This window comes from Bradyrhizobium septentrionale (assembly GCF_011516645.4).
GTDB classification, from domain to species: domain Bacteria; phylum Pseudomonadota; class Alphaproteobacteria; order Rhizobiales; family Xanthobacteraceae; genus Bradyrhizobium; species Bradyrhizobium septentrionale.
On record NZ_CP088285.1, the window covers coordinates 1,287,428 to 1,312,815 of the forward strand.

A 25,388-nucleotide genomic window follows, 5' to 3' on the forward strand; every position below is an offset into this window, starting at 1 on the left:
GCAACCTTTAACGAGCTGAGAGTGCGGTCGTACCGCAGCGCCGGGCTTTGGTGTCGATCGAATAGGAGCGCTGAGCCGATCCGCCCGGTTCGCTCCGCGGCCACCAGCGTGGTCCCAGAGCCGCTGAAGGGATCGAGTGCCGAGTTCGATATTGTTGAGATGCGGCGCGGTGCCGGACTTGAAGACGCAGATGAGCTCGTGCTGGGAGCGGTAGAGCGAGCCCATGCCGGCGTTGCTCTTGGCCCAGACGCAGATGTTTTTAAGCTCGCCATAGGCGTCCTCGCCGGCTGCGAGCATGTCCTGGATATGGCGCCAATCGATGCACTGGAACTGGATGGCGCCATCGGCCGAAAAGGCAGCAAGATGGCGGAAGACACAGGTAAGGAAAGCTCTGAATTCTTCTGCGGACATTTCGCCGGAGGCCATGGCAAATTCCCGGTGCTGGATTTGTCCGAGCCCCGAGACGTGGCCCGCGATCGGGACGTTATAGGGCGGGTCGGAAAACACCATTTGCGCGCGCTCCTCTCCAAGCAGCGCCTGGTAGGTCTCGGGTTGGGTGGCATCGCCGCAAATCAAGCGGTGCTCGCCAATTCGCCAGATACCGCCAATTTGGCTAGCCGCCGGTCCTTCGGGGAGCGGGATCGGCTGATCCGCGCGATCGACCAGGACCGGATTGGTAAAGCCAAATCGTCGGATCGCCTGTGCGATCTGAGCGATCTGCTTCTTTAAGGGGCCGCCTTGATGTACTCCCTGATCAATTGAATCTCTTCCCGCGAGAGATTGAGCGCGGCCTGTTCGCTGGCGGCGGCGGGCTGCTTCTTTTCCGTCTCGGGCTTGCTGTCTTGCGCTTGCTCCTGTTCGGATCGAAGCTCCGCGCCGTGCAGCACATGCCGGCCGGCACGAAGCTTCAGCTCAGCGAGGTGAACGAACTGGTTAAGCCGATGCGGTGAGCAAACCGTACCGCATCAACCTGTCCTGCGCGATCTCGGCCTGATCGACATCCGCGATTCAAAGCCGGTCGATGTCAGTGAGTTGGACGTCATCAAGAACCCCGGCGGCATCAAGATCGTGGCGCTGGAAGGAGCCCAGGCGCCGCGCGCACTCGACGACGTCGACCTCGCCGTCAGCCACGGCACTTTCGCAATCTACAGCGGCTTGAAGCTGACCAACGCGTTCGCGCTGGAAAAGATGACGACGCCCTTTATCAACGTGATTGCCGTCAGAAGGCCGATGCCGACTGGGCACAGGACATCGTCGCCGTAGGCCTTCAAGCCCGCGATCCTTTTCGACCGCTTCTATGAGGGGTTCACCTACGTCATCATTGAGGAGAACCGTGCGACCCATCCGCAATCACCCGTCGCAAGGCGACACGATCTGTTGAGGTGCGGCATTATGCGCCCCAACTCCGCGCGAAGCCATCCACCCCCTTTCGGGTTAGGCGGCGGTCACGGCTTTACATAGGACCAGCCCTTCTCCTGCAGTTCCATCACGCGCACGACGCCCGACTTCACCACCTCCGCCTGACGAATGATCGGGATGTCCTTTTTCTCTGCATTGTGCATTTTTTCCTGGGTATTGCCGCAGGCCTTGAACGCGATCTCGGGCGTGCTCAGCGCCAACTCCTCGATACGGGACTTCACCGGCGAGGTGTCATCGCGCAGCATGTGCAGGCCGGGCCCGAACGTGACCACCTCGATTTTCACTTTCTCGCCGAGATCCTTGTAGTATTGCGCGACGTTGGTCGCATTGTTGAGCGCGAGATTCATCGCGGCGGGATCATTGGTGTTCACCTGCAGGATCAAGCGGTGCGGCTTGCTGTCGGGCTGCAGCCGTGCGTTGGCGGAAAGCGGCGACCGCTCCCTCTTCTGTTTGGCCGCCCTGTGCTTGAGCGTTTTGCTTTCTGCAATCTGCTTGCTGTCGACAGCGGGATTTGTCGTGCCCGGTGTCCAGTACCGTCCGCCACTTTGCTGTGCCGCCGCAAACGATGTGGCGAGCACGACCGCTACGGCTCCGATGATGGCTACTCTCGCAGTATGTTGAAACACGCGCATAATGCCTCTCCTGTCGAACATATGTTGCTACTTGTTACCCATTGGGCTTGGCGATTGGCTGCGGCCACTTGCACGCGGCGGCGATCTTCACGCGCACCGCGTCCAACCCGCCGAGCGGAAACACTGCATCCAGGGCTGGCCCTTTGCGGGATGTGAGGTGAATATTGAGGCCTCCGTTACCCGGAAGGGACTGCAGCAGGCGGACGACATCGCCGCCGAACGCAACGCCGGTCCCCGACGCCGGCACGGCCGCCGCGATCTGCAGCGTCTGGTCGTCGTTGACGCGATAGGAGATCGCATAATCATCGCCGCGACCGGATACGCCCGGCCCGGCGACGATCAGTTCGCTCCGTCCGCCGTGGCAGCGAATCGAAAGCGTCATCCCGGCCCCGCCGGCAGCATCGCGCGACGATGTCGTGGCGGTGGCGACCGGTGAATAGTCGACCGGCGACGTCGTCAGGCTGACGATCCAGTTGCCCGTCGGGTTCGCCGGGCGAGGCGCTGATGTGCGCGGCGATTTCTCGGGGCACTCCATCCCTTCGGGACATGCGCGAAGCTGCGCGATCCGACGATCGTCTGCCGCCTGCGCCCAGGACACCCCGCCCAGAAGCATGATTCCAGCCACCACGCGGGTCGCCGCGCCTCTCATTGCGATCGATTTGCGGCGGCGCGCGGCTCGCGATCGAGCCACGCCTGCGCCGCAGGGAAGCGCGCCAGGCCGGGAACGGTCGCTGCAAGATTGATCGCCTTCCACTTCGGGTCGAAGCCAGGCTGCTGCAGCCGGTCAATGCGCGAGAACAGATACTCTACAAAGCGCGCAATGCGCTCATAGCGGTTCGACTTGGCCGGGAAGTTGAAGGCCACCAGAGCGGTCGGCACCGCGATTGTCGTGACACGCTCACCCGGCTTGATGAGATTGGGATACTCCGCGGCCTCGAGCGAGGCGGGAAGATAGAAGTCCTCGAACTTCTTGTCATAAGGCACCGGCAGGAACTTGAACCCCGGCTCCCAGCGGCCGCGCACGAAGGCATCAATCGGCTTCGAGGTGATGAAGACGACCGCGGCCATCTCGCCCTTGCGCATCTGCTCGAGCGCGACCTGATGCGGAATGAAGGTTTTTTCCACATCGAGGCCGAGGCGGCTGAAGATCAGGGGCCCCGAATAGGCCGCGGCGGTCCCCAGATTGTTGAAGTTGACCTTCTTGCCGGTGAGATCGTTCAGGCTCTGAATCTCGGGACGAACGAAGATATGCAGTTCGGACGGAAACAGGTTCAGCACATAAGCCAGCCGTTGCTGGATATCCGGAACCTGACTCCTGTACTCCTCGAGTGCGTCGGAGTTGATGATGGCGGCATCGATGCCGCGCAAATAGAGCAGCGAGTTCACGTTCTCCGTCGGTCCGCGCGTCACGACCGGCAAAACGTGCAGCTTGTCGCCATCGTCCACGACGCGGGCGATTTCGGACGCGAAGCGAATGGGCGCGCCCTCGAGCAGGCCTCCTGCGAGGCCGACCGTCCAGGCATTCATCGTCACCTGCGGCTTTTCCGGCGGTGGATCACGCCGTACTTGACGAGGTGCAGCACGCTGCGCCTGCGCATCCGTGCTGGACGGCGGAACGGTCGTGAGCAGCGGAACCAGCGCCGCCAGCACAAGCAACTGGAGCACTCCCCGCTTTGCGGTCCGCGCCCCACCTGAAATCACCTGTCTCATGGGGGGCTCCACCCTCGCCGATCCGATATTTTGCTGTAGTCTCATGCAGTTCGGCCGCGCGCGCCACTTCCCGCATGGAGAGCGGACCTACTCCTTCCGGATTATGCGCGTGCCTCCCCCAACGCCGCAGCAGCGAGGGATCGACCGGCATCGGTCGAGGCCTCGGTTGCGCGGGTGGCGCGCGATCCGGCCCGGCATCTCGGGACGCCAGCGCCGATCACCAACTGCTCGGAGAACGAACTTTCTTTGCCCACGCCACCGACCAAACGACCGTTCTGCAAGTCGCCTCAACCCGATCCATTGATTGCAAACTTGCGATACCGGTTGGCGTGCGCGGTCAAGCCGGACAAGGACGTGCTACCGTGAGTGAAACGACACTTCGGTGGAGGTTCTATGCATCCGGCGTCTTCTTGGCTCCACGCGCTTGGTCGTGTGGCCCGGCGCGTGCGGCGGTGGCGCAGGAGACTTGCGCGCGCCGCAAATCCCGACGGACAGCGCGACTCCCGTGAGATCTTCCTGTTCGGGCCGCACGGCTAGTCGAGCCCGTGCGCACAAGATGCCTGCATCTTCGGCTGACCCGGGATACGCGCGGCTGACATTCCAGCCTTCGGCCTACACCCAGCGGATATGGCGCGAATTCCTTGCTGCCCTGCTCTCCCGTGCCGAAGAGACAGGGCAGCTCCCGCTCCGCCGTGAACTGACAAGCGTCTAGCTGCTGAAGCCGGCGGGAATGAACGCCGGCAGCTTGTCCTCGATGAATTTCTTCACCTCAGGCGAGTTGAAGACCTGGATAAAGGCCTTGAGGCGCGGATCGTCCTTCTTGTCTGGCCGCGCCGTGAAGCGCAACACCAATCCGTCGTCCACGGTACGATCGATCAGCAGTGCCGATTTCGGATCGCCGCCCGCGGGGATCAGATAGGTGATGTTGACGAGCGCGAGCGTGACGTCGTCGAGCGAACGATAGGTCTGGGCCGGATCGAGTTCGACGATCTTCAGGTTCTTGGGGTTCTCGATGACGTCGAACCGGCTCACCGAGAAGCCCTTGCCCGGCGCCAGCTTGATCAGGCCGGCCCGCTCGAGCAGGATCAATCCCCGCGCGCCGTTGAGCGGCTCGTTCGGAATAGCGACGCTGTCACCGGGCTTGATCTCGTCGAGCGACTTGATCTTCTTCGAGAACAGCCCGACCGGGGCGATCACGCCGACCTTGTCCACCTGGACCAGATTGAAGCCGCGCTGCTTGTTCTGGATCGCGAGATAGGTGCTGTGCTGGAACAGGTTCGCGTCGACGTCGCCGCTGTTGACCACCTCGTTCAATGCGACCCAATCGGACAGCTCGACGATCTTGACGTCCTGTCCCTTGTCCTTGGCGAGCTTGGCGGCGAACGCCGCCAGCTGGCCAACCGGACCGGCGCTGGTCGCGATCTTGAGGGGCTCATCGGCGACGGCATTCGCCGTCAAGGCAAGAAGGACGCCTGCCGCTTCCGCCAGGCGCAACAATGTCTTCATCATCTCAATCCTGTTCCAATGTTGTCGAGTGCGATCACGCTGCCCTTGCGGGCGCTGCCACCGGCCTCGGCCTGCGCCAGGGCCTGAACGAGGTCTGCGATGATGTCGTCGGGGTGCTCGATCCCGACCGAGAGCCGCACGTAGCCAGGCGTGACGCCGGCCGCGAGCTGCTCCTCACCGGTGAGCTGCTGGTGGGTGGTCGAGGCCGGATGGATCGCCAGCGACCGCGCATCGCCGATATTGGCGACGTGATAGAACAGCTTCAGCGCATCGATGAAGCGACGGCCGGCCTCGACACCACCTTTCAGCTCAAAGCCGACGAGCGCGCCATAGCCCCCTTTCAGATAGGTGTCGGCGCGGCGCCGGTTCTCCCCCTGCTGCAGTCCCGGGAAGATCACTTGCGAGACGGCGGGGTGCTTGACCAGGAAATCCGCCACCTTGATCGCATTCTCGTTGTGCTGGCGCAGCCGCAACGGTAGCGTTTCGAGCCCCTGGATGAACTGAAAGGCATTCTGCGGCGCGATCGCGGCGCCGAGATCGCGCAACAGCTTCACGCGCGCGCGCAAGATGTAGGCGATCGGACCGAGCGGCTTGGCCGCTTCCGTCCAGATCGCGCCGTGATAGGCGGCGTCGGGCTGGGACAGCAGCGGAAAGCGCTCGGCATGTGCCGCCCAGTCGAAATTGCCGCCGTCGACGATCGCGCCGCCGATCGACGTGCCGTGACCGCCGATATATTTCGTCGTCGAATAGACCACGATCGCGGCGCCATGATCGAACGGGCGCGCAACCAGCGGCACCGCCGTGTTGTCCAGAATCAGCGGCACACCGAGCGAGCGCCCGATGTCCGCGACCTCCCTGATCGGGAACACATTGAGCTTGGGATTGGGCAGGGTCTCGGCAAAATAGGCGCGGGTCTTCGCGTCGGTGGCGCGACGGAAATTCTCGGGGTCGGCCGGATCGACGAACCGTACCTCGATGCCGAACTGCTTCAGGGTTTGCGACAGCAGCGTCCAGGTGCCGCCATAGAGATCGGTGGAAGAGACGATGTTGTCGCCGGCCTGGGCAATGTTGAAGATCGCGAAGGCCGATGCGGTCTGGCCCGACGCCACCGCGAGCGCGCCGACGCCGCCTTCCAGCGCGGCGAGCCGTTCCTCGAAGGCATCCGCCGTCGGGTTCTTGATCCTTGTGTAGATCTGCCCGATCGATTCCAACGCGAACAGCCGCGACGCATGGTCGGTGTTCTCGAACTGGAACGAGGTCGTCTGATAGATCGGAACCGCTACTGCGCCGGTCGCAGGATCCGACCGGTAGGACCCGCCGTGCAGGGCGAGCGTCTCGAGATTTTTCGTTTCGACCGGCATTTCGAAATCTCCTGGGATCGGTGAACCAAGCGTTGCAAGTCGCGAAATGATGCGCAGCGACTTTGCGGCTGTCGAGATGTCCAGGAAAATAGCGATGGACGTACTGGCGTCTCACGGAACGGCATCGTGAATTTTTCAGACGGCACATCCGTCGCGACGCATTTGTTTCGTGTGTCGATGGCCATTGCCGGCGCGCGATATCGCGGATCACACAGCGCGGATCGCGCAGATGATCGCCTGCGCTCGCGGATTCCCAGAGACCTCCGGTCTCGACTTGAGGCGCCAATGAGCGTGACCCTGCTACCCGGGATTTCCGATACAGCAGGATTTTCACGCTTCCGCGCCGAATAGAAAACAAAGTCGCGCAGGCAAGCTGTTACGTTGTTCCGACAGGCTCCCTATCGGAACAGGTCGATGGCAAAATCAAAAGAGCTTCGCTTCAATGCGTTCAACATGATGGCGCCAAGCCACAACTGGGCCGGCCTGTGGTCGCATCCGCGCGACAGCTCGCTCAACTACAACTCACTCGACTATTGGGTCGACTATGCCAAGACAGCCGAGCGAGGACTGCTCGACGGCATCTTCCTGGCTGACGTGTTCGGCATTTACGACGTCTACGGCAACACCCCGGACACGGCGCTCAGTCAGGCCGTTCAATTGCCGAACGCCGAGCCGACCCTGCTGGTCTCGGCCATGGCGCTGGTCACCAGGCATCTCGGCTTCGGCATCACGTCCAACCTCACCTACGAACATCCCTACCAGTTTGCCCGTCGCTTCTCGACACTCGATCATCTCACCAACGGGCGGATCGGCTGGAACATCGTCACCGGCTATCTCGACAGCGGCGCCCGCGGCATGGGGCTTGAGGCGAACCGCGCGCATGACGAGCGCTACGAGGCGGCCGAGGAATTCCTCGCTGCGAGCTACAAATTATGGGAGGGCAGCTGGGAGGACGGCGCGGTGCGCCGGGACCGTGCGGCGCATCTTCACCGATCCGGCCAGGATCCATCCCGTCCGTCATCAAGGGGCGCACTACAAGGTCGACGGCATCCATCTCGCGGAACCCTCTCCGCAACGCACGCCGCTTTTGTATCAGGCCGGCACCTCCAAGCGCGGCCGCGCCTTTGCGGCACGGCATGCGGAGGCGATCTTTCTCAACGGCCAGACCCGGCCGATTCTCGCCCGCGCCGTCCGCGACATCAGGAGCGCGGCAAAGGAGTTTGGCCGCGATCCCTACGATATCCGCCTGTTTGCCGGCGCGACCGTGATCGTCGCGCCGACCCGCGCAGAGGCCGAGGATCTGCTCGCGGACTATGCCGCGCATGTCGACCAGGCCGGTCAGCTGGCTCTGCTCTCGGGCTGGACCGGCATCGATTTCTCGACCTACCGCCCCGACCAGGCGGTGCAATATGTCGAGAGCAACGCGATCCAGTCGATGGTCGAGAATTTCACCGTGCGCAGCGATCGCCCGGTCAAGGTCGGCGACCTCGCAACGCTGAGCCGCGTCGGCGCGCGCTCGCCCTTCGTGGTCGGCTCGCCGCAGGATGTCGCGGACGAGTTGATCGCCTGGGCGGATGAAACCGACGTCGACGGCTTCAACCTGTTCCGCCTCGTCGCACCGGAATCGCTTGATGCCTTCGTCGACCTCGTGGTGCCGGAGCTGCAGTCACGCGGGGTCTACAAGACGGCCTATCGCGAGGGTACGCTGCGGGAAAAGCTGTTCCCCGGCCGCGGTCCGCGGCTTCACGCCACGCATCCCGGCGCGAGCTACCGGCTCGCACCGTCGAAGACGGTCCGTCCCGACGCCGCCGAAAAGGATGGCCTACCGGCGACGGGTACCCCTCACCAGGTCGCGGCTACCAGCTCGGCAGCACGGCGCCCTTGAACTTGGTCAAGACGAACTCCTTGACCTCGGGCGTGTGATAGCTGTCCACCAGGATCTTGACCCACGGCTTGTCCTTGTCCGCAGCGCGAACCGCGATCAAATTGACGTAGGGTCCCTTCGGATCCTCGCGCAGGATCGGATCCTTGACCGGATCGAGGCCGGCCTGGGTGGCATAGTTCGTGTTGATCACGGCCGCGTCGACGTCGTCGAGCGCACGCGGTGACTGCGCCGCATCGACCTCGACGAATTTGAACTTCTTGGGATTGTCCGCGACATCAAGGACCGTGGGCTTGAAGCCAACGCCGTCCTTCAGCTTGATCGCACCCTTGTCGCGCAGCAGCAGCAATGCCCGGCCGCCATTGGTGGGATCGTTCGGGATCGAGATCTTGCCGCCGTCCGGAACATCGGCCCAGCTCTTGTGCTTCTTGGAATAGACCCCGAGCGGAAAGTTGACCGTCAGGCCGACCGGCTCGATCTTGTAGCCGCGATCGGTCTTCTGATTGTCGAGATAGGGCTGGTTCTGAAACGAATTGGCCTGGATGTCGCCGGCATCGAGCGCCGCGTTCGGCACCACATAGTCGGAGAACTCGACGAGCTGGATATCGAGCCCGTTCTTGGCCGCGATCGGCTTCACCGCCTCGAGGATTTGCGCATGCGGCCCGGGCGTCACGCCGATCTTGATCGCTTCCGCCGAGGCGGCGGCCGACCAGATCGCCAGCACGCCGGCAAGCACAATAATGGGACGAAAGGACATTTTGGTCTCCGTAGGAACTTAGCAATGACAAACAGCCCCGAAGGGATCGCGACGGATTCCCGTCTCAACTATGGCGCAGGCGGCGGTTGACGCGGCGGGCGAGATAATCGCCGGCGGTCTGCACCGTTTGCACCAGCGCGATCAGGACGACGACCACCGCCAGCATCATTTCCGGCATGAAGCGCTGGTAGCCGTAGCGGATGCCGAGGTCCCCGAGCCCGCCGCCGCCGACCGCCCCGACCATCGCCGAATAGCCGAGCAGGCTGACCACCGCGAGCGTCAGCGCGAGCACCAGGCCGGGCAGCGCCTCGGGGATGAGCACCTTCAGCACGATCTGCAGCGGGCTGGCGCCGAACGACGATGCGGTCTCGATCAATCCGGCATCGACCTCGCGGATCGCGGCCTCGACCAGTCGTGCGATGAACGGCGTCGCCGCGATGGTCAGCGGCACGATCGCCGCGCCCGAGCCGATCGAGGTGCCCGCGATCAGGCGCGTGAACGGGATGATGGCAACCACCAGGATGATGAACGGCGTCGAGCGCGTCGCGTTCACGATGATGCCCAGCATGCTGTTGACCGCCGGCGCCGCGAACAACTCCCCTTTGCGGCTGGTGGCCAGGAAGACGCCGATCGGCAGCCCGAACGCGGTGGCGATCAATGCAGCGATCGACACCATGAACAGGCTCTCGCCGGTGGCCTGAACGATCAGGTTGATGAGTTCACGCGACATAGCCAAGGCGCTCCACCGGAAGGTTATGCTGGGAGAGATAGGACGCCGCCTTGTCGGCCGCGGGCTCGCCGCCGGGAATGCCCAACGTCAATGAGCCGACATGCTGGCCTCCGATCTCGTCGATCCGGGCCGACAGCAGCGCCACATCGATCGACAGCTCGCGCGCCAGGCGGGCGACGATGGTGTCGCCGGCATCGGCGCCACGAACCTGCACGCGAACGACGGCCTGGCCGCCCACGACCGGCTGCGGCTGCAAGCGGCTTGCCAACGACACCGGAACGCTGTCGCCGACCACCTCCGACAGAAAGGCCTGCGTAACCGGATGGCCGGGATGCGTGAAGATATCCGCGACATGGCCGCGTTCGACGATGTAGCCGCCGTCGATCACCACGACTTCCTTGGCGAGCTGACGGACCACTGACATTTCGTGGGTGATCAGGATGATGGTGACGCCAAGCTCGCGGTTGATGTTCGCGAGGAGGTCCAGGATCGAGCGAGTGGTTTGCGGATCGAGCGCCGAGGTCGCCTCGTCCGACAGCAGCACGTTCGGCCGCGTCGCCAGCGCGCGGGCGATGCCGATGCGTTGCTTCTGGCCGCCCGACAGCTCGGACGGATAGCGATCGTATTTGTCGGCGATGCCGACGAGCTCGAGCAACTCCGCGACGCGGACCGCAATGTCGGCCCTCGACCAGCCCGCGATCTCGAGCGGCAGTGCGATATTGTCGGCCGCGGTGCGCGACGACAGCAGGTTGAAATGCTGGAAGATCATGCCTATCGAGCGCTGCGCCAGCCGTAGCTCGCGGCCCGCTAGTCCGGAGATGTCGCGCCCATCGACGATGACACGGCCGCTCGATGGCTTCTCCAGACCGTTGATCAGCCGCACCAGGCTGGATTTGCCGGCGCCGGAACGACCGATCACGCCGGTGATCGAGCCGCGCGGAATCGCAAAGTCGATGCCTTGCAAAGCCTGCACGCTCGGCTTGTCGCGGTAGGCCGGATAGGCCTTCGAGACCTGCTCGAACCGGACCATCGCGTCCACCGCGCTCGGCGGATGCGCGGCGGGTAGCAGCGGCTCGACGGGCCGAACCGCCGTCAGGGATTGATGCACGTTCATTCAGTCAGTCCATTAGGTCGCTTTGGTCGCCGCGATCGCGGCCGAGGCTTCAATGACCAAAGAGCAGATAGCTGCGGTCGATGCCGCGGCGATCGCTGGTGTCGTCGGTCCAGCCCACCGCCCGGCGGTAGCTGCCCATCCTGTCCGTTTGCCTGAGCGCAACGAGGTCGATCGGCTGCGCCTGATCCGCAAAGGGCGAGACATAGAGCGCATCCTCGGGACAGTAGAGCTCGCAGAGGAAGCAGGTCTGGCAATCGCTTTGCCGGGCGATTACCGGAATTCCATCGGTCTTGTCAAATACGTTGGTCGGGCAGACGTTGACACAGATGTCACAGGACGTGCAGCGTTCGGCGTCGATAATTTCGATCACTCCGCGGCCTCCGCATAGCTCGCCTCGGCATGGGGCTGGGCCGCAGTCCATATCTCGTCGAGACCTCCGGTCGTCACATAATGCCGCTGCCGGTCGTCCTGGTTGGGGAAGTCGTCGCGGCGATGCATGCCGCGGCTTTCCTGACGGGCGAGCGCGCTGCGGTACATCCACCGAGCGGTCGCCAGCATCGCGGCGGCCTCGCGCGCCCGCAAGATCTCGGACTTCCCGGCGGCGTCCGCTTCCGACACATCGCGCCACGCCGCATCGAGACGTCCGAGCGCTCCCTCAAGTCGCGACGCTTCCCGGAAATAGTTCAGCTCATAAGGGAAGACCTCGTCCTGAACCGTCTTCGCCAGCGCGGCCGGCTCGAACGCACGGCGCTGCCGGCTCCGAAAGCCGACGGCTCCCGCGGACGATAATCTGCGCCTGGCGGTCGGCCCAATTTGCCTGGCGTAGTCGGCTGCGCCCTGCCCCGCCCAGGTTCCCGACGACATTGCCCAGGCGGCGTTGTGGCTGCCGCCGCCGGTGAAGCCACCGCAGATCAATTCACGCGTCGCCGCGTCGCCCGCCGCATAGAGGCCGGGCACGCTGGTGGCGCAGCTGTCGTCGACGATACGAAGGCCGCCCGTGCCGCGAACCGTGCCCTCCAGCCGCAATGTCACCGGAAAGCGGTCCTTGAACGGATCGATCCCGGTGCGATCGAACGGCAGGAAGAAATTCGGCTGCGATGCGCGCATGTGACGCTGCACGTCGTCATCGGCCTTGTCGAGACAGGCATAGACCGGCCCCTGGAGCAGTGCGCGCGCAATCGCCGATCGTCCGCCCTTCGACGCCGCGCCCGGCACCACGCTGCCGTCGTCATAGCTGAAGGTGGCCCAGCCGTAGAACAATGTCTTGGTCACCGAGCCGAACGCTGGTGAGATCGCGTAAGGATTGGAGAACTCCATGCTGCTGAACTCGGCGCCGACCTCCGCGGCCATCAGATAGCCGTCGCCGGTCAGCACGTTCGATCCGAGCGTCTTGCTGAGGAAGGCGCAGCCCCCGGTCGCGATCACGACCGCCCTGGCGCGTACCGTCCAGCGGTCCTGCTTTTGCCGGCGGATGCCGCTGGCGCCGGCGACAGCCCCGTCGTCGTCGACGAGCAGTTCGAGCGCCGGACTGTGATCGAGAATGGTGACGCCGGCCTGCTTGCTGCGTTTGCGCATCAGGCGCATGTACTCAGGCCCTTGCAACGAATTGCGCTGCGACGCGCCGCGATCGTCCACCGGATAGGGATAACCCCAGTCGGCCAGCCGGTTGCTCTGCTGATAGGTCCGGTCGAGCACGCGCGCCATCCAGCGACGGTCCTGCAGATGGCCGCCCATCTTCTCGCGGTTGGCCATCGCGGCCTCGCGCAAGGCGGGATCGGGATCGATGTACCAAACGCCGGTTCCCGCCGCGGCGGTCGCCCCCGAGGTGCCGCAGAAACCCTTGTCGGCGAGCACCACCCGCGCACCGCGCTGCGCCGCGCTGACCGCAGCCCAGGTCCCCGCGGGTCCGCCACCGATCACCAGAACGTCGGCCTCAAACGCGACCGAGCCGTCAGGCGCGGACACGCGCTCGGCGCGATGAGTTTGGTTCGGCATGATTCACGGCTCCAGGCAGGATCGATCGCGATGATGTGGCGCGTCGCGATATCGTGGCCCGCGCAGGCCCGCCCTGGCAATTTCAGATATTCGCGGAGACTTGGACGAAGCTTTCACCCGCCTCACCGCACGAAGAAGATTCATGTTGCGGCGCGCCGGATGTTGCGTCATCGGCAGGAAGCGCGACATGGACTTGCGCACAGGATCGCTGCGGGGGGACGGATATTTCTTTTTGCCCGCACCTGCCCACGACGCATTCTCGCGCACGCATCGGGCCGGTATCTAGCGACAAGCATCACCGCAGATACGGCAGCCATGTCTCATCGTCAGCTTCATCTCAACGTCAATCTTCTGCATTCCGGCGTCTATGCGTCCGCCTGGCGACTGCCGGACAGCGACCCGCGTGCCTGCTTCGACGTCGGCCATTACGTGCGCGTCGCAGAGATCGCGGAGCGTGGCAAGCTCGACGCGATCTTCCTCGCCGATACGCCTGCCATCACCGACCGCATCGACTATCGTTCGTTCATGTCGCTGGAGCCGACCATCGTGCTGGCGATCGTCGCCGCCGCAACCACCCATATCGGGCTGATCGCGACGGCCTCGACGACCTACAACGAGCCCTACAACATCGCACGCCGCTTCGCGACGCTCGACCTGGCGAGCGGTGGCCGCGCCGGCTGGAATGCCGTGACCACGGCCGACGCGTCAGCCGGCCGCAATTTCGGTCTCCCCAACGTGCTCGAGCACAAGGCGCGCTATGACCGTGCCAAGGAGTTCGCCGAGGTCGTGCATGCGCTGTGGGACAGCTGGGAAGACGATGCCTTTGTCGGCGACAAGACGAGCGCGCGGTTCGTCGATACGTCAAAAGTTCACGCGATCGGACATCGCGGCACCCACTACAGCGTGGCCGGACCGCTCAACGTCCCGCGCTCGCCGCAGGGACGTCCCGTCACCGTTCAGGCCGGCGGATCGAGCGACGGCCGCGACCTCGCCGCCGCGCAGGCCGAAGCGGTGTTCACGCTTGCGCAGACGATCGATGAAAGCGTCGCCTATGCCCGCGATCTGCGTGCGCGTGCCGCAGCCTACGGCCGCGCTGGTAGTTCAATCGTGATCCTGCCGGGACTGGCAACCGTCATCGGCAGCACGGAAGCGGAAGCCAGGCGGCGCCAGGGCGAGCTTTGGGAGTTGGTCCCGATCGAATACAGCCTTGCGCGGCTTGCCGGCACATTGCAAATCGACCCCGCCGCTCTCGATCTCGACAAGCCCCTGCCCGATCCATTGCCGCTGCCGGCCAACGCCAACCACACCATGTTCCAGGGAACGGTGAACATCGCGCGACGCGGCAGCCTTACCGTCCGTGAGTTGCTGCGCGCCCTCGGCGGCGGCGTCGGCCACAGGATCATCGTCGGTACGCCCGAACAGATCGCCGACGACATCGAGGCCTGGTTCAAGGCGGGTGCGGCCGATGGCTTCAACCTGATGCCGGATGTGCTGCCCACCGGATTGGAGGTTTTCGTCGATACAGTGGTGCCGATCCTGCAGCGCCGCGGCCTGTTCCGCACCGACTATGCCGGCACCACGCTGCGCGATCACTTCGGATTGCCGCGACCGGTCAGCCGGTTTGCGCAGGCGCCGGCGGCCGCGACAAGCGCTTGATCCGGTCACCGCGAGCCGGCCAGGAGACCCGGCCTGTCATCGACTGGAGCCTGACGCACGCGCGGGATGATCTCCTTGGCAAAGCGCTCCATCTCGGCTTCGAACGGCTGGAATTGCAGCATGAACAGTTCAATGCCGGCGGCATGAAATGCCCTGATACGCGCAGCCACCTCGTCATAGCTTCCGACCAGCCCGGCGGCCGTTCCGCCATTGCTGCCGACCCGCGCCGATTTCTGCATCGTCTGCATCATCACGACCTTGGGATCGGTGTTCTGCCTCTGGATCGCCTTGCTTGAGAGATCGAGCAACCTTTCATAGGCCGCCTCGGCCTCGGCCTGCGTCTCGCGCGCGATCACAAAGGCGGACAGCCCAAACCGAAGTGGAGCCGCCGTTCTCGGCCGGACGGCAACATCGGCGATCAGGCCAGCAACGTCGTCGAGCGGCTGCCCATTGATGAACCAGACGTCGCCGTGCTCGGCGACCAAGGCACGCGCCGGCTCGGATTCACCGCCGACATAGATCAGCGGCCGTGGCCGGTAGAGGCTTGCGGGCCGCAAGACGTAGTCCCTGATATCGAAATGCTCACCCTTGTAGGTCAGCCGCTCGCCCTGCATCAGGCGCGACACCACGGTGACCCACTCGCGGCCGTAGGCATAACGGGCGTCGTGCTCCGCAAGGCCGATGCCTGCCTTGTCGAGCTCGGGCCGGTTCCATGCATTGACCAGATTGATCGCAAAGCGGCCGCGGCTGATGTTCTCGATCCCGAGCGCAAGCTTCGCCAGCACAACCGGATGATAGAGATAGGGCTTGATCGCGGCGATGATCTCGATCCGGCTGGTCAACGCGGCCAGTGCGGCCGCCGCGCTCCAGGCCTCGAGCTGATCGAGATCCTCCTGGTGCGGATTGATCGTGTGCTGCGCAATCAGCGTGGAGTCGTACCCCAGCGCCTCCGCCGCGAGCACGAGATCGCGGTTGCGTTCCCATGATGCATCATAGGGCTCATCGGGATCCTGATAGGCGGCGCGCGAACCGTGCACCAGCGCCCAGATGCCGAAGCGAAGCGGTCGTGTCGTCATTGGCGATCTCCGAATTGCGTTTGCCGCTCCGCTTGTGTGGAAATCGCGGCGAGAGATCAAGCAACGGCGCATCAAAAGATTTTCCTTGCTGCTCGGCGCGCGCAGACAAATCAGAAAACTCCGAATCCCGCGACAATTGAAAAACCGCTCTATTTCTGTCCACGAAAAATCGTGGGACAGTTTGCAACATGTGCACGATGCCGGCATTCGACCTCAGGTCGAACAAGTAACCGAGCAAGATCACCAACCATCCCCATCCCAGGTCGACATCCATGAACAAGCCCGTGCCCGCCACCTCGCTGCAACCGTCCGACCGCCTGGATAGCCGTCCCCCCGACATCGACGCGCTGCTGCGCCGCATCGCCGAGGGTGCGAGCAAGCGCGAGCGCGAGCGTGTCCTGCCATTCACTGAGATTGATCTCATCCGCAAGGCACGTCTCGGCGCGCTACGGCTTCCGGTCGAGGCCGGCGGCGCGGGGGCGTCGATCCGCGCCCTGTTCGAGATGGTCATCCGGCTCGGCGCGGCCGACGCCAATGTCGCGCACATCCTGCGCAACCATTTCAGCGTGGTCGAGCGGCTGGTGCGCCGGCCACAGGACGAGCAGCACCGGAAATGGCAAAAGGCCGTCGCCGATGGAGCGATCATCGGACTCGCGGCCACCGAGCTCGATACGCCGAAGGTCGGCAATGTCACGCCGAACACGACGCTGACCGCCGATGGCGACGACTATCTCCTCAACGGCACCAAATACTACAGCACCGGCACGCTCTATTCGGACTATGCGCACCGCCGACACGACAGGCGCCAATGCGGCCGTGCTCATCCCGGTTGCCCGTGAAGGCATCGAACTGATCGACGATTGGGACGGGCTCGGACAGCGCCTGACCGCGACCGGCACCACACATTTCCGCAACGTGCGCGTCAAGCGTCAGGAGACCGTGTTCGATGCACCCGACGCCGGATACGGCATTCCCTACTCCAACACATTCGCGCAATTGTTCCTGACCGCCATCAACGCCGGCATCGCGCGGGCCGTGTTGCAGGACGCCACCGAGCTGGTGCGATCGCGCAAGCGGACCTTCTACTATGCGCCGAGCGAAATTCCGGCTGATGACCCGTTGCTGCAACAGACCATCGGTCAGATCGCGAGCGGGGCGTTTGCGGCCGAGACCGTCGTGCTCGCGGCGGCGGAGGCGCTCGATGCCGCCACCGACGCGTTCGATGCCGGCGACGCCGCCCACAGGGCGGCGCTGCTCTCGGCAAAGGCAAAGCTCGTCGCCGACGAGTTTGCGATCCGCAGCGGCAGCCTGCTGTTTGACGTCGGCGGCGCGTCCGCCACCAAGAAGGCGACCAACTTCGACCGTCACTGGCGCAATGCGCGCACCCTGGCGTCGCACAATCCAAACACCTTCAAGGCCCGCTCGATCGGGCAATTTGAGATCAGCGGCACGCCGCTACCTGCCAAGGGCTTCTTCTGATCGGAAACGATCCGGCGAGGCGAAGAGAGGGGAGAGACTCGATGAGCAAGCCGGACCTCCATTTGGTCGATGCCGACCATGAGATCGAGCAGCAGTTTCGGCTCGTGATGCGCCGCCTCGCCGGCGGCGTTGCCATCATCACCGCGGGACAAGGCGACGACATCACCGGGATGACCGTCACCTCGCTGACATCGCTCAGCGCCGCTCCCCCACGACTGCTGGTCAGCATCAACCGGCAGGCCTCGTGCTTTGCACCGATCGCCCGGCATCGGCAATTTGGCGTCAACATCCTCGGCTCCGACCAGCAGGCGCTGGCGGAGCGTTTCAGCAATGGCCGCCTGAAAGGCATGCAGCGTTTCGAGGGAACGGCCTGGACATATGGCCCTTCCGGCGTCCCGCTGCTGCAACACTCGCTGGCCATGGTCGAATGTCAGGTCGAGGAGATCATCGAGCGGCATTCGCACGGCATCATCGTGGGTCGGCTCTCCAGCATGGAGCTATCGCATCGCCCGTCCGGCCTTACCTACTGGAATGGGCAATATGTGCAGATCGATCACGAAGCCGACCTCGATCTCCTGGCCGAGGTCAGCATTCCCCTGGCGCATGTCCGTTAGGACAGGGAAAGGCAAAGCATGAAACGCGAAATGCCGCCACCGTCGCCTCCGGCGTCGGCCGGCGCGGTCAGCAGAGCACCGGGCCGCTGGCAGCTGGACCGGATTGTGGCCGAGTTGCGCACGTCCCGCGAAGAGACCCATAGTATCCGGCGGGACGGCGAGGCGCATCGTGCCCCTTCTCGCGACGCGCTGGAGGCGATCCTCGACGGCCTCACCGAGGCTCTATTCCCGCGACACTACGGCCAATCTGACCTTGACGGCGAGAACATCGACTATTTCGTCGGCAACACGCTAAGCACGGCACTGGATTCCCTCAGCGCGCAGATTCATCGCGGCGCATTGTTCGTTGGTGACGAGCTGGAGCCAGGCTTTGTGCACGAGGAGGCGATCGAGCTGACGCGGGCGTTCGCTACGCAGCTGCCGTCGGTCCGCGGACTTCTGATCAACGATCTGCGGGCGGCATTTGTTGGAGACCCGGCAGCGCGGAACTTTCCCGAGATCCTGATTGGCTATCCCGGGATGACCGCCATCATCCACCATCGCCTTGCACATCTCCTCTACCAGGTCGGCGCACGGCTGGTCGCCCGCCTGATGTCGGAGATCGCACATACCCGGACCGGCATCGACATTCATCCCGGCGCCCAGATCGGCTCGGGCTTCTTCATCGATCACGGCACCGGCGTCGTGATCGGGGAGACTGCGATCATCGGTAACAACGTCCGTGTCTATCAGGCGGTCACGCTCGGCGCGCGGCATTTCCCGACCGACGACGAGGGACATGTAATCAAGGGCGATGCACGCCATCCAATCGTCGAAGACGATGTCGTCATTTACGCCGGCGCGACGATCCTCGGCCGGATCACGATCGGCCGCGGCTCGACCATCGGCGGCAATGTCTGGCTGACCAGGGATGTTCCGCCGAACAGCGTGGTGACCCAGGCCACGGCGCGCAACACGCCGGCGTCTGGCTAGAGCGTTTTCGAGCGAAGTGGACACCGGTTCGCGTGAAGAAAACGCGTCAAAACAAGAATCGAGAGCTTCGGTTCTGATTCAATCAGAACCGAAAATGCTCTAGACGTTCCTTGTCTCAGGCTGCCACCGGCGCCTTCCAGCGCATGAAGTGCCGTTCGATCGCCTCGAGGACGGCATTGAAGGCCAGGCCGATCACGGTGATTCCGAGAATGCCGAAATACATTTGCGGGATCAGGAAGCTGTACTGGCTGTTGATGATGAGATAACCGAGACCGGCCTTGGCCCCGACCATTTCGGATGCCACCAGCACCAGCATGGCCGATGCGCTGGCCAGGCGAATGCCGACGAAGATCGTGGGAAGCGCGGCAGGCAGGATCACCTTGCGGAACAGTTGCTGCGGGGTCGCTCCCATGGTCCGCGCCGATTTGATCAGCAAGGGGTCAACCTGCTTCACCGCGGCGATGGTGTTGAGCAACAACGGCCAGGCGCAGCTGTAGATCACCATCGTGACCTTCGACAGCTCACCGATCCCGAGCAGCAGGATGAACACCGGCAGCAGCGCCAGCGGCGCGGTGTTGCGGCAGATCTCGATGAACTGGTTCAGGAAATCGCCGAGCCGGGCGTACCAGCCGACGGCAAGGCCCAGCGGTACGATCAAGGCAACCGAGATCAGAAATCCGCTCAGGGCCCGCAGCAGGCTGGCAGAAACATCGTCATAGAGTTCGCCGGTTTGCGCGAGCTGCCAGCCAGCCGCGATCACCTCCGAGAACGGCGGCAGGAACACCGGATCGATCAGCCCAAGCCGCGGCGCGGCCTCCCAGGCGGCGAGCAGGACAATCAGTAACAACGAACGTCGCCCGCGCTCCGCCAGACCGCGGATGCCTGCGCGCAACCGACTCGTGATCGGCGACAGTCGGCCTTCCACCGCCTGCTCGCGCCGCCCATGCGCCAGTTCCAGCAATGTCAGCATCTCGAGACTAGACATGGGCAACCTCCACAGCTTCGGGGCCCGCACGGCGTGCGCCGGTACCGTCCGCCAACTGGCCCTGCTGGGCCTTCCGCACTTCCTCGCGAAGCAGGCTCCAGACCTCGTGCCTCACGCGACCGAACTCCGGCAGCGAGCGCACATCCTCGGATTCGCTGCGCAAGCGCTCGGGGATATCGACCACCTGCTTGATCCGCCCCGGGCGCGAGGTCATCACCGCCACCCTTTGGCCGAGCACGACGGCCTCGTCGATGCCATGGGTGATGAAGATGATGGTCTTGCCGGTGGCGCGCCAGATCCGCAGCAGTTCCCCCTGCAGCGTCTCGCGCGTCTGCGCGTCGAGCGCGGCGAATGGCTCGTCCATCAGCAGCACCTCCGGATCATAGGCGAGGCTTCGCGCGATCGCGACACGCTGCTTCATGCCGCCGGAGAGCTCGTGCGGATAGCGGTCGGCAAAGCCGGACAAGCCGACCAGATCGAGGAAATGCTCAGCAATCTCGCGCCGCTGCCTGGCCTTGAGGCCTGCGATGTCGAGCCCGAACTCGACGTTCTGCGCCGCAGTTCGCCACGGAAACAGGGCGTATTGCTGGAACACGATGCCGCGATCGCGTGCAGGTCCGGCGATCGGCCGGCCATCGAGCAGGATACGGCCGCTGGTCGGCGCGGTGAGCCCGCCCAGAAGGTCGAGCAATGTGGATTTGCCACAGCCGCTCGGACCGACCAGCGCGAGGAACTCGCCCGCACGAACATCCAGCGTGATGTCCTCCAGCGCGGTGAAGCGACCTGCCGGCCGGCCGCCTTCGCCTCGCGTCACAAACTCCTTGCGAACCTGCTCGAAGCGGATCTTGACCGAGTTCATCTTGCCTCCGCGGTCTTGCCGGGACGGAAATAGTTGAACTCGTTGGTGTAGGTGTCGGACGCCTTGAGCTGCCCCGGCTTGAACAACCCGTCCTTGACCAGCCAGTCGATCCACACCTGGATCTCACCATCCGAAATCACGCCGCCCTTGGACGCAACCCCGGTGCTCTTCCAGTACTTGATCGAGGATGCATCCTCGTTGCGCTTGCGCTCCGCGATGATCTTCTCGAACCGGGCCCGCACCTGTTCCGGCGGCGTCGTCTGCGCCCACTGGATCGCCTGCGAAATCCCTTCCACCAGCTTGCGGGCCGTGTTGGGATTGTCCTTGATGAACTTGTCCCGCAGCACATAGGCGCCGCCGGTGAACTGGCCGAACAGGTCGGTATCGGCGAACAGCGAGCGGATGCCGCCCCGCTCCAATGCCTTGTCGCGCAGCACGCCGCTGAGCACGCTGACTTCGACCTGACCTTGCCGCAAGGCCTGCTCGCTGCTGACCGGCGGGATCGCCACCAGCGTCACCTGCTTGGCTGCGCCGGCGCTGAGGCCGTTGCGGGCCAGATATTCGCGCAGCACGAATTCCAGATGCGCGCCCAGCGTGTTGACCGCAACCTTCTTGCCGATCAGGTCGCGTGCCGCCTTGATCGGGCTGTCTTCCTTGACGAAGTAGCCCTGATAGGTGTTGGCATCGGAGCCGTAGTAACCGACCACGGCCTTGATCGGCGCCCGCGCCGCGATCAGCTTGAGAATCGCGCCATAGAACGCACCACCGATGTCGATGTCGCCGGTGACGACGGTCTGGATGTCCTGCGGCCCACTGATCGTGTTGCCGACCCATTTGAGCTTGAGCGGCGCGAGATAGCCGAGATCTTCGGCGAGCTCGGTGAACGTCACCTGGCCGGCCCAGCCCTGGTAGCGGATCTCGGTCTTTTCGAGCGGCGGCTCGGCGAAAGCCGAGGCCGCCGGCCCCAGCGCCACAGCACCGGCCAGGATGAGCCGCGCGGCAGCGCGCGCGGCGAAACGCCGGGCGCGGAGAATTCGGATCAATGCATTCATGTTCGCAACTTCCCTCAATCGAACGAGATCACGCCGCCTTCGCGGCCTGCTGTTTCGGTGCCTTGATGCGCGTCACGCTGCGGCGGCCGTCGATCGACACCGGCACTTCGCCGTCGATCGTGGCACGGCGCACCACGCGGTGCTGATCGCCGTAGTCATTGACCGCATAGTGCTGGGTGGCGCGGTTGTCCCAGATCGCGACGTCGCCGGCCTGCCAGTTCCAGCGCACGGTGTTCTCGGGCGCCGTGATGTGCGACTGGAACAGGTCGAACAGCTTCTGGCCGTCGTATTTCGGCAGTCCGACGAAACGCTGGACGAAGTTGCCCAGCACCAGCGTCCGCTCACCGGTCTCGGGGTGAACGCGCACCACGGGATGCTCGGTCTCGTAGACCGTGCCGGTGAACACTTCGTCGAAATGCTTGCGGTCGGCTTCGCTTGCTCGGGACTTGACGGCATAGTCATAGGCGTTGCTGTGAACCGCCCACAGCTCGTCGGCGAGCCGTTGCAGCGGTGCCGGCAGGTCGAGGTAAGCCGCCGCTGTATTCGACCAGACGGTGTCGCCGCCATAAGGCGGAATCACCACCCCGCGCAGCACCGAGATCTTCGGATAGGCGTCAACGAAGGTCACGTCGGTATGCCATTGATCCGCACGGCCGCCGCCGCGACCCGAATCCAGCTCGAGGATCGACGACGTCCCCTTGATTGCCCCGACCGTCGGATGCGGCACGAGCTTACCGAGCCGCACCGCAAAGCGCTCCTGCGCGGCGTCGTCGAGATGCCCCTGGTCGCGGAAGAAGATCACCTTGTGCTCGAGCAGCACCTGGTTGACGGCGCGGATGACCTCATCGGACAGATCGCCCGACAGCCTGACGTTCCTGATCTCCGCTCCAAGCCTCGCCGCGCGCTTGACGATGTCCGCGCGGGGAATGACGTTATCAATGGTCGTCGTGCTGCTCATGACCGTGCTCTCACCACCGCGATCTCCCAGACAAGGCTCCGCCATGCGCCGGTCGCGGGAGCGACGGCGGAGACAAACGAATTCAGTGCTGTGCTGCTATGCCCTACTCGGCCGCGACGTACTCCGGTGGCCGCCACACCGCCGGCGCATAAAGCTCGGCGCCGAAGTCGTCGGCGATCGATCCGTTGATGCGCGCCTCGTGCGCCGGCAGATCGTCCAGAAACAGATCGCGACTGATCCGTGCCACAACGGCAGGAATGTCGCGCCTGAAGCTCGGGACATCGCCGACCGGCAAGCCAAAACTGACGAAGGCCGCCGGGTTGAAGACGTGAATGTCTTTCAGGAAGGGCGCGCGGCCGGGCCGCTTCTCCAGATATTCATGCCCCAATCCGAGATAGGGATATGCCGCCAGCGCCCCGTCCCTCTCATCGTCGCGCGGCGTGAACCGGTCGCGCCACAGCAGTATCTCGTCCGCGAAGTCGCGCAGTTCGGTCTGCGCGCCGAGGTTCACGGCATATCCGGTGCCGGCGATGGCAAAGTCGAACGCAAATTCACCCTGCGGCGTTACTGCGACGGCACGCCCGCCCTCTTGCCTCACCGCCTGCCATGGTGCGCCCAGATGGAGATGGAAATTGGGAAACGCGACAGCGCGCGCGATCGCATCCGCCGGCGGCGTCGAGCCGGCGCGGCGGAAGCGGATCGCCTGTTGCCAGCGCACCGCATCCGGCAGCGCCCCGTAGTTGTCGTAGGCGCCCGGATAGCCCCGGATCCGGATCACCGGCAGCGAGGCCAGCGTTTCGCGCCGGGCATAGAGGTGGACGTCGCGCGCGCCGGCTTCGAGCGCGACGGCGGCGGCGTCGAATGCTGACGCGGCGCTCCCGACCACCGCGACCGATCGCCCTCGCAGGGCCCTGAAGTCGATCTTCTCCGAAGTATGCGCATGAAATTGCTTCGGCAGACTGCGCAGGGCCTCCGGAATATGGGCGCCGCCACTGCCGACAAAACCGGTCGCCAGCACAAGCTTTCGCGTGGTTTCGACCGTCGTGCGACCGCCCTGCTCCAGATGCAGCCGCAGATGATCTCCCGCGGGTTCGATGCGAACCAGCCGCGTCCCATAACGAACGACAACGCCCGTGACCTTGCGATACCAGTCGAGATAGGCCGCCCAGTCGAGCCGCAGAATGCGATCGAGCGCATCGTATGCGGCTGCGCCGTGCCTCGTACCAGGCCTGGAATCCGAGACCGGGCAGGCCAAGCTCGGGGCCCGGTAAGCTCTTGGGCGTGCGGAGCTTGTGCATCCGCGCACTCGTCAGCCAGACGCCTGACGTACTGCTGTCGGCCGCAGCATCGATCACGGAGACCTTGCCGATCCCGGCCCGCCGTAGCGCAAACGCAAATGCCGAGCCGGATTGTCCGCCGCCGACAATGACCGCATTGTGATCGATCCCGTCGCGATCGGGCACCCAGTTTTGCGGATCGGGTCCGATCAGGCGCAGGGCTTCGCGGGCAACGCTGTCGGGATCGGATTGCGGCATGTTGATCGGCCTCGCTTTGACGCTGCAAATCGTAAAAGCGAACGATCGCCAGTCAATGAAACGAAACCAGCTTTGTTTTCGACGGCGCGCAACGATCGCTTCGCGGTCGACGCAGCCGTTGAAATATTTGCGGCGATCGTCGCCTTCCGTGCTCCAACTGCACGCAAAAACCGCAAGACAGCACCGCCCGATGCGCAAGATGAGCGCAAATCGCCCGCTGGTTTCATCGTGACGGCTGCACTCGTCTAACATCGCCGATCGACTCACAAGGTTCATGCTCGCTTCCGACGCAACAATGCAAGTTCATTTCATCGACAGGCTTGCGATCACCGACGTAGAGTCAAAGTCCAGCTCGCACGCCGAAGCGCGCGCGGCGCCGCAATCATGGATCATCGAACATGCCGCAAACGAGTGGCGCCATCAGTCTCGAACACGATACTCCGGAGCTGGCTCGCTCCTACGATGAAGCCGGGCTGGTCCAGTTCCGTCACGGCAAGTTCCTGATCGGACCGTTGGCGATCAAATCCGGCGAGCATGTCCTTGACATCGGGACCGGCACCGGCCGCCTCGCCGAATTCGTGGCAGATCTCGTCGGGCCGAACGGTCAGGTGATCGGCATCGATCCGCTCGCCGGCCGCATCGAGATCGCGCGGCTTCGCCAGTCGGACAATCTGCAATTCCACACCGGCCGGGCCGAGGACCTCTCGCGCTTCGATGACCGCCAGTTCGATGCGGTCTATCTCAACAGCGTGTTCCATTGGATCGCCGACAAGGGCGGCGCCTTGCGGGAGATCCACCGGGCCTGACCGATGACGAGCTCAGGCCGTTGTTTGTCGCCGGCGGCTTCACCGATTACCGCAGCGAGTTGCGCGCGCTGACCGACGTCCATGCGGACGCAAATTCGCTGCTCCGCTGGTCGGAAGCCAGCGCCTTCGGCAACTTTCTGGAGGCGTTCTCGCCGGCCGAACGCGAACAGGTCCGCAGCGCATTTGCCCGCCTGGTCGAAACCAAGAGAACGCCGGAGGGGCTGACCCTGGAGCGTTATTTGCGTTTCGCGTTTGCGCACAAGGCGCCGGCCGGCAACTGACACCACCAA

At 64.2% G+C, this 25,388-nt stretch carries 25 protein-coding genes and 3 pseudogenes; 10 read left to right on the forward strand and 18 right to left on the reverse strand.

Annotated elements, in window-relative coordinates:
• Positions 1-108 precede the first annotated feature (108 nt).
• Positions 109-729, forward strand: a complete 621-nt coding sequence (locus HAP48_RS07995) for a hypothetical protein (protein ID WP_166214212.1) — start codon at positions 109-111, stop codon at positions 727-729.
• Here HAP48_RS07995 and HAP48_RS08000 read toward each other — a convergent pair.
• Positions 726-887, reverse strand: coding sequence for a hypothetical protein (locus HAP48_RS08000; RefSeq protein ID WP_166214211.1), 162 nt, complete (start codon positions 885-887; stop codon positions 726-728). The genes HAP48_RS07995 and HAP48_RS08000 overlap by 4 nt on opposite strands.
• Before the next feature lie 70 nt (positions 888-957).
• On the opposite strand from HAP48_RS08000, the pseudogene HAP48_RS08005 reads away from it, so the two are divergent.
• A pseudogene (locus HAP48_RS08005) lies at positions 958-1,311 on the forward strand (MetQ/NlpA family ABC transporter substrate-binding protein); the annotation flags it as partial.
• Between the two features lie 134 nt (positions 1,312-1,445).
• Here HAP48_RS08005 and HAP48_RS08010 read toward each other — a convergent pair.
• From HAP48_RS08010 to HAP48_RS08030, 5 genes are all read right to left on the reverse strand, one after another.
• Positions 1,446-2,051 (reverse strand): DsrE family protein, encoded by a 606-nt coding sequence (locus HAP48_RS08010; protein ID WP_166214210.1) that lies wholly within the window; start codon positions 2,049-2,051, stop codon positions 1,446-1,448.
• Positions 2,052-2,085: 34 nt separating this feature from the next.
• Positions 2,086-2,433: a hypothetical protein gene (locus HAP48_RS08015; RefSeq protein ID WP_234622354.1), complete on the reverse strand. Its 348-nt coding sequence runs from the start codon at positions 2,431-2,433 to the stop codon at positions 2,086-2,088.
• A gap of 263 nt (positions 2,434-2,696) precedes the next feature.
• The gene (locus tag HAP48_RS08020; protein WP_210292805.1) at positions 2,697-3,761 is read right to left on the reverse strand and encodes a TAXI family TRAP transporter solute-binding subunit; all 1,065 of its coding nucleotides are present in this window, start codon (positions 3,759-3,761) and stop codon (positions 2,697-2,699) included.
• A gap of 708 nt (positions 3,762-4,469) precedes the next feature.
• Positions 4,470-5,267, reverse strand: coding sequence for a MetQ/NlpA family ABC transporter substrate-binding protein (locus tag HAP48_RS08025; RefSeq protein WP_166214208.1), 798 nt, complete (start codon positions 5,265-5,267; stop codon positions 4,470-4,472).
• Positions 5,267-6,628 carry an O-acetylhomoserine aminocarboxypropyltransferase/cysteine synthase family protein gene (locus tag HAP48_RS08030; RefSeq protein ID WP_166214207.1) on the reverse strand — a complete coding sequence of 454 codons (1,362 nt, stop codon included), beginning with the start codon at positions 6,626-6,628 and terminating at the stop codon, positions 5,267-5,269. The genes HAP48_RS08025 and HAP48_RS08030 overlap by 1 nt, the downstream gene beginning before the upstream one ends.
• A gap of 414 nt (positions 6,629-7,042) precedes the next feature.
• Between HAP48_RS08030 and HAP48_RS08035 the strand changes: the two are divergent.
• Positions 7,043-8,402, forward strand: a pseudogene (locus HAP48_RS08035) (LLM class flavin-dependent oxidoreductase); the annotation flags it as partial.
• Positions 8,403-8,484: 82 nt separating this feature from the next.
• On the opposite strand, the gene HAP48_RS08040 reads toward HAP48_RS08035, so the two are convergent.
• The 5 genes from HAP48_RS08040 to HAP48_RS08060 all read right to left on the reverse strand — a co-directional run bounded on the left by HAP48_RS08040 (position 8,485) and on the right by HAP48_RS08060 (position 13,106).
• The gene (locus HAP48_RS08040) at positions 8,485-9,267 is read right to left on the reverse strand and encodes a MetQ/NlpA family ABC transporter substrate-binding protein (RefSeq protein WP_166214206.1); all 783 of its coding nucleotides are present in this window, start codon (positions 9,265-9,267) and stop codon (positions 8,485-8,487) included.
• A 64-nt stretch (positions 9,268-9,331) separates the two neighbouring features.
• On the reverse strand, positions 9,332-9,997 hold the full coding sequence (locus HAP48_RS08045) for a methionine ABC transporter permease (RefSeq protein WP_166214205.1): 666 nt from the start codon (positions 9,995-9,997) through the stop codon (positions 9,332-9,334).
• The gene (locus tag HAP48_RS08050) at positions 9,987-11,111 is read right to left on the reverse strand and encodes a methionine ABC transporter ATP-binding protein (RefSeq protein ID WP_166214204.1); all 1,125 of its coding nucleotides are present in this window, start codon (positions 11,109-11,111) and stop codon (positions 9,987-9,989) included. Before HAP48_RS08050 ends, HAP48_RS08045 begins: the two co-directional genes overlap by 11 nt.
• Positions 11,112-11,160: 49 nt before the next feature.
• Complete coding sequence (locus HAP48_RS08055; protein ID WP_029085626.1) at positions 11,161-11,481, reverse strand: 4Fe-4S dicluster domain-containing protein; 321 nt, start codon at positions 11,479-11,481, stop codon at positions 11,161-11,163.
• Positions 11,478-13,106 carry an FAD-dependent oxidoreductase gene (locus HAP48_RS08060; RefSeq protein ID WP_166214203.1) on the reverse strand — a complete coding sequence of 543 codons (1,629 nt, stop codon included), beginning with the start codon at positions 13,104-13,106 and terminating at the stop codon, positions 11,478-11,480. The genes HAP48_RS08055 and HAP48_RS08060 overlap by 4 nt, the downstream gene beginning before the upstream one ends.
• 315 nt (positions 13,107-13,421) lie before the next feature.
• On the opposite strand from HAP48_RS08060, the gene HAP48_RS08065 reads away from it, so the two are divergent.
• Positions 13,422-14,762: an LLM class flavin-dependent oxidoreductase gene (locus HAP48_RS08065; RefSeq protein ID WP_166214202.1), complete on the forward strand. Its 1,341-nt coding sequence runs from the start codon at positions 13,422-13,424 to the stop codon at positions 14,760-14,762.
• Between the two features lie 5 nt (positions 14,763-14,767).
• Here HAP48_RS08065 and HAP48_RS08070 read toward each other — a convergent pair whose 3' ends face one another.
• Positions 14,768-15,838, reverse strand: coding sequence for an LLM class flavin-dependent oxidoreductase (locus tag HAP48_RS08070; RefSeq protein ID WP_166214201.1), 1,071 nt, complete (start codon positions 15,836-15,838; stop codon positions 14,768-14,770).
• Entirely contained in the window at positions 15,762-16,112 is a 351-nt protein-coding gene (locus tag HAP48_RS08075) for a hypothetical protein (RefSeq protein WP_166214200.1), read from the reverse strand. The genes HAP48_RS08070 and HAP48_RS08075 overlap by 77 nt, the downstream gene beginning before the upstream one ends.
• Between HAP48_RS08075 and HAP48_RS50435 the strand changes: the two are divergent.
• From HAP48_RS50435 to epsC, 3 genes and pseudogenes are all read left to right on the forward strand, one after another.
• Positions 16,111-17,317: pseudogene (locus tag HAP48_RS50435) on the forward strand (acyl-CoA dehydrogenase family protein). The gene HAP48_RS08075 and the pseudogene HAP48_RS50435 overlap by 2 nt on opposite strands.
• Before the next feature lie 41 nt (positions 17,318-17,358).
• Entirely contained in the window at positions 17,359-17,931 is a 573-nt protein-coding gene (locus HAP48_RS08090; RefSeq protein WP_166214199.1) for a flavin reductase family protein, read from the forward strand.
• An 18-nt stretch (positions 17,932-17,949) separates the two neighbouring features.
• Positions 17,950-18,903 (forward strand): serine O-acetyltransferase EpsC, encoded by a 954-nt coding sequence (gene epsC, locus HAP48_RS08095; protein ID WP_420869856.1) that lies wholly within the window; start codon positions 17,950-17,952, stop codon positions 18,901-18,903.
• A 115-nt stretch (positions 18,904-19,018) separates the two neighbouring features.
• On the opposite strand, the gene HAP48_RS08100 is transcribed toward epsC, so the two are convergent.
• The 5 genes from HAP48_RS08100 to HAP48_RS08120 form a co-directional block, all read right to left on the reverse strand.
• Complete coding sequence (locus HAP48_RS08100) at positions 19,019-19,888, reverse strand: ABC transporter permease (protein ID WP_175612350.1); 870 nt, start codon at positions 19,886-19,888, stop codon at positions 19,019-19,021.
• Positions 19,881-20,747: an ABC transporter ATP-binding protein gene (locus HAP48_RS08105; RefSeq protein WP_166214198.1), complete on the reverse strand. Its 867-nt coding sequence runs from the start codon at positions 20,745-20,747 to the stop codon at positions 19,881-19,883. The genes HAP48_RS08100 and HAP48_RS08105 overlap by 8 nt, the downstream gene beginning before the upstream one ends.
• Positions 20,744-21,799 carry an ABC transporter substrate-binding protein gene (locus HAP48_RS08110; protein ID WP_166214197.1) on the reverse strand — a complete coding sequence of 352 codons (1,056 nt, stop codon included), beginning with the start codon at positions 21,797-21,799 and terminating at the stop codon, positions 20,744-20,746. The genes HAP48_RS08105 and HAP48_RS08110 overlap by 4 nt, the downstream gene beginning before the upstream one ends.
• Before the next feature lie 28 nt (positions 21,800-21,827).
• Positions 21,828-22,757 (reverse strand): TauD/TfdA dioxygenase family protein, encoded by a 930-nt coding sequence (locus HAP48_RS08115; protein WP_166214196.1) that lies wholly within the window; start codon positions 22,755-22,757, stop codon positions 21,828-21,830.
• A 103-nt stretch (positions 22,758-22,860) separates the two neighbouring features.
• Positions 22,861-24,063, reverse strand: a complete 1,203-nt coding sequence (locus HAP48_RS08120) for a SidA/IucD/PvdA family monooxygenase (protein WP_224496966.1) — start codon at positions 24,061-24,063, stop codon at positions 22,861-22,863.
• Positions 24,064-24,166: 103 nt separating this feature from the next.
• Between HAP48_RS08120 and HAP48_RS08130 the strand changes: the two genes are divergently transcribed.
• The 3 genes from HAP48_RS08130 (at position 24,167) to HAP48_RS08140 (ending at position 25,379) form a co-directional block, all read left to right on the forward strand.
• On the forward strand, positions 24,167-24,541 hold the full coding sequence (locus tag HAP48_RS08130) for a hypothetical protein (protein WP_224496967.1): 375 nt from the start codon (positions 24,167-24,169) through the stop codon (positions 24,539-24,541).
• 149 nt (positions 24,542-24,690) lie between these two features.
• Positions 24,691-25,098, forward strand: a complete 408-nt coding sequence (locus tag HAP48_RS08135) for a class I SAM-dependent methyltransferase (RefSeq protein ID WP_224496968.1) — start codon at positions 24,691-24,693, stop codon at positions 25,096-25,098.
• Between the two features lie 20 nt (positions 25,099-25,118).
• Positions 25,119-25,379: a hypothetical protein gene (locus HAP48_RS08140; RefSeq protein ID WP_224496969.1), complete on the forward strand. Its 261-nt coding sequence runs from the start codon at positions 25,119-25,121 to the stop codon at positions 25,377-25,379.
• Positions 25,380-25,388 lie beyond the last annotated feature (9 nt).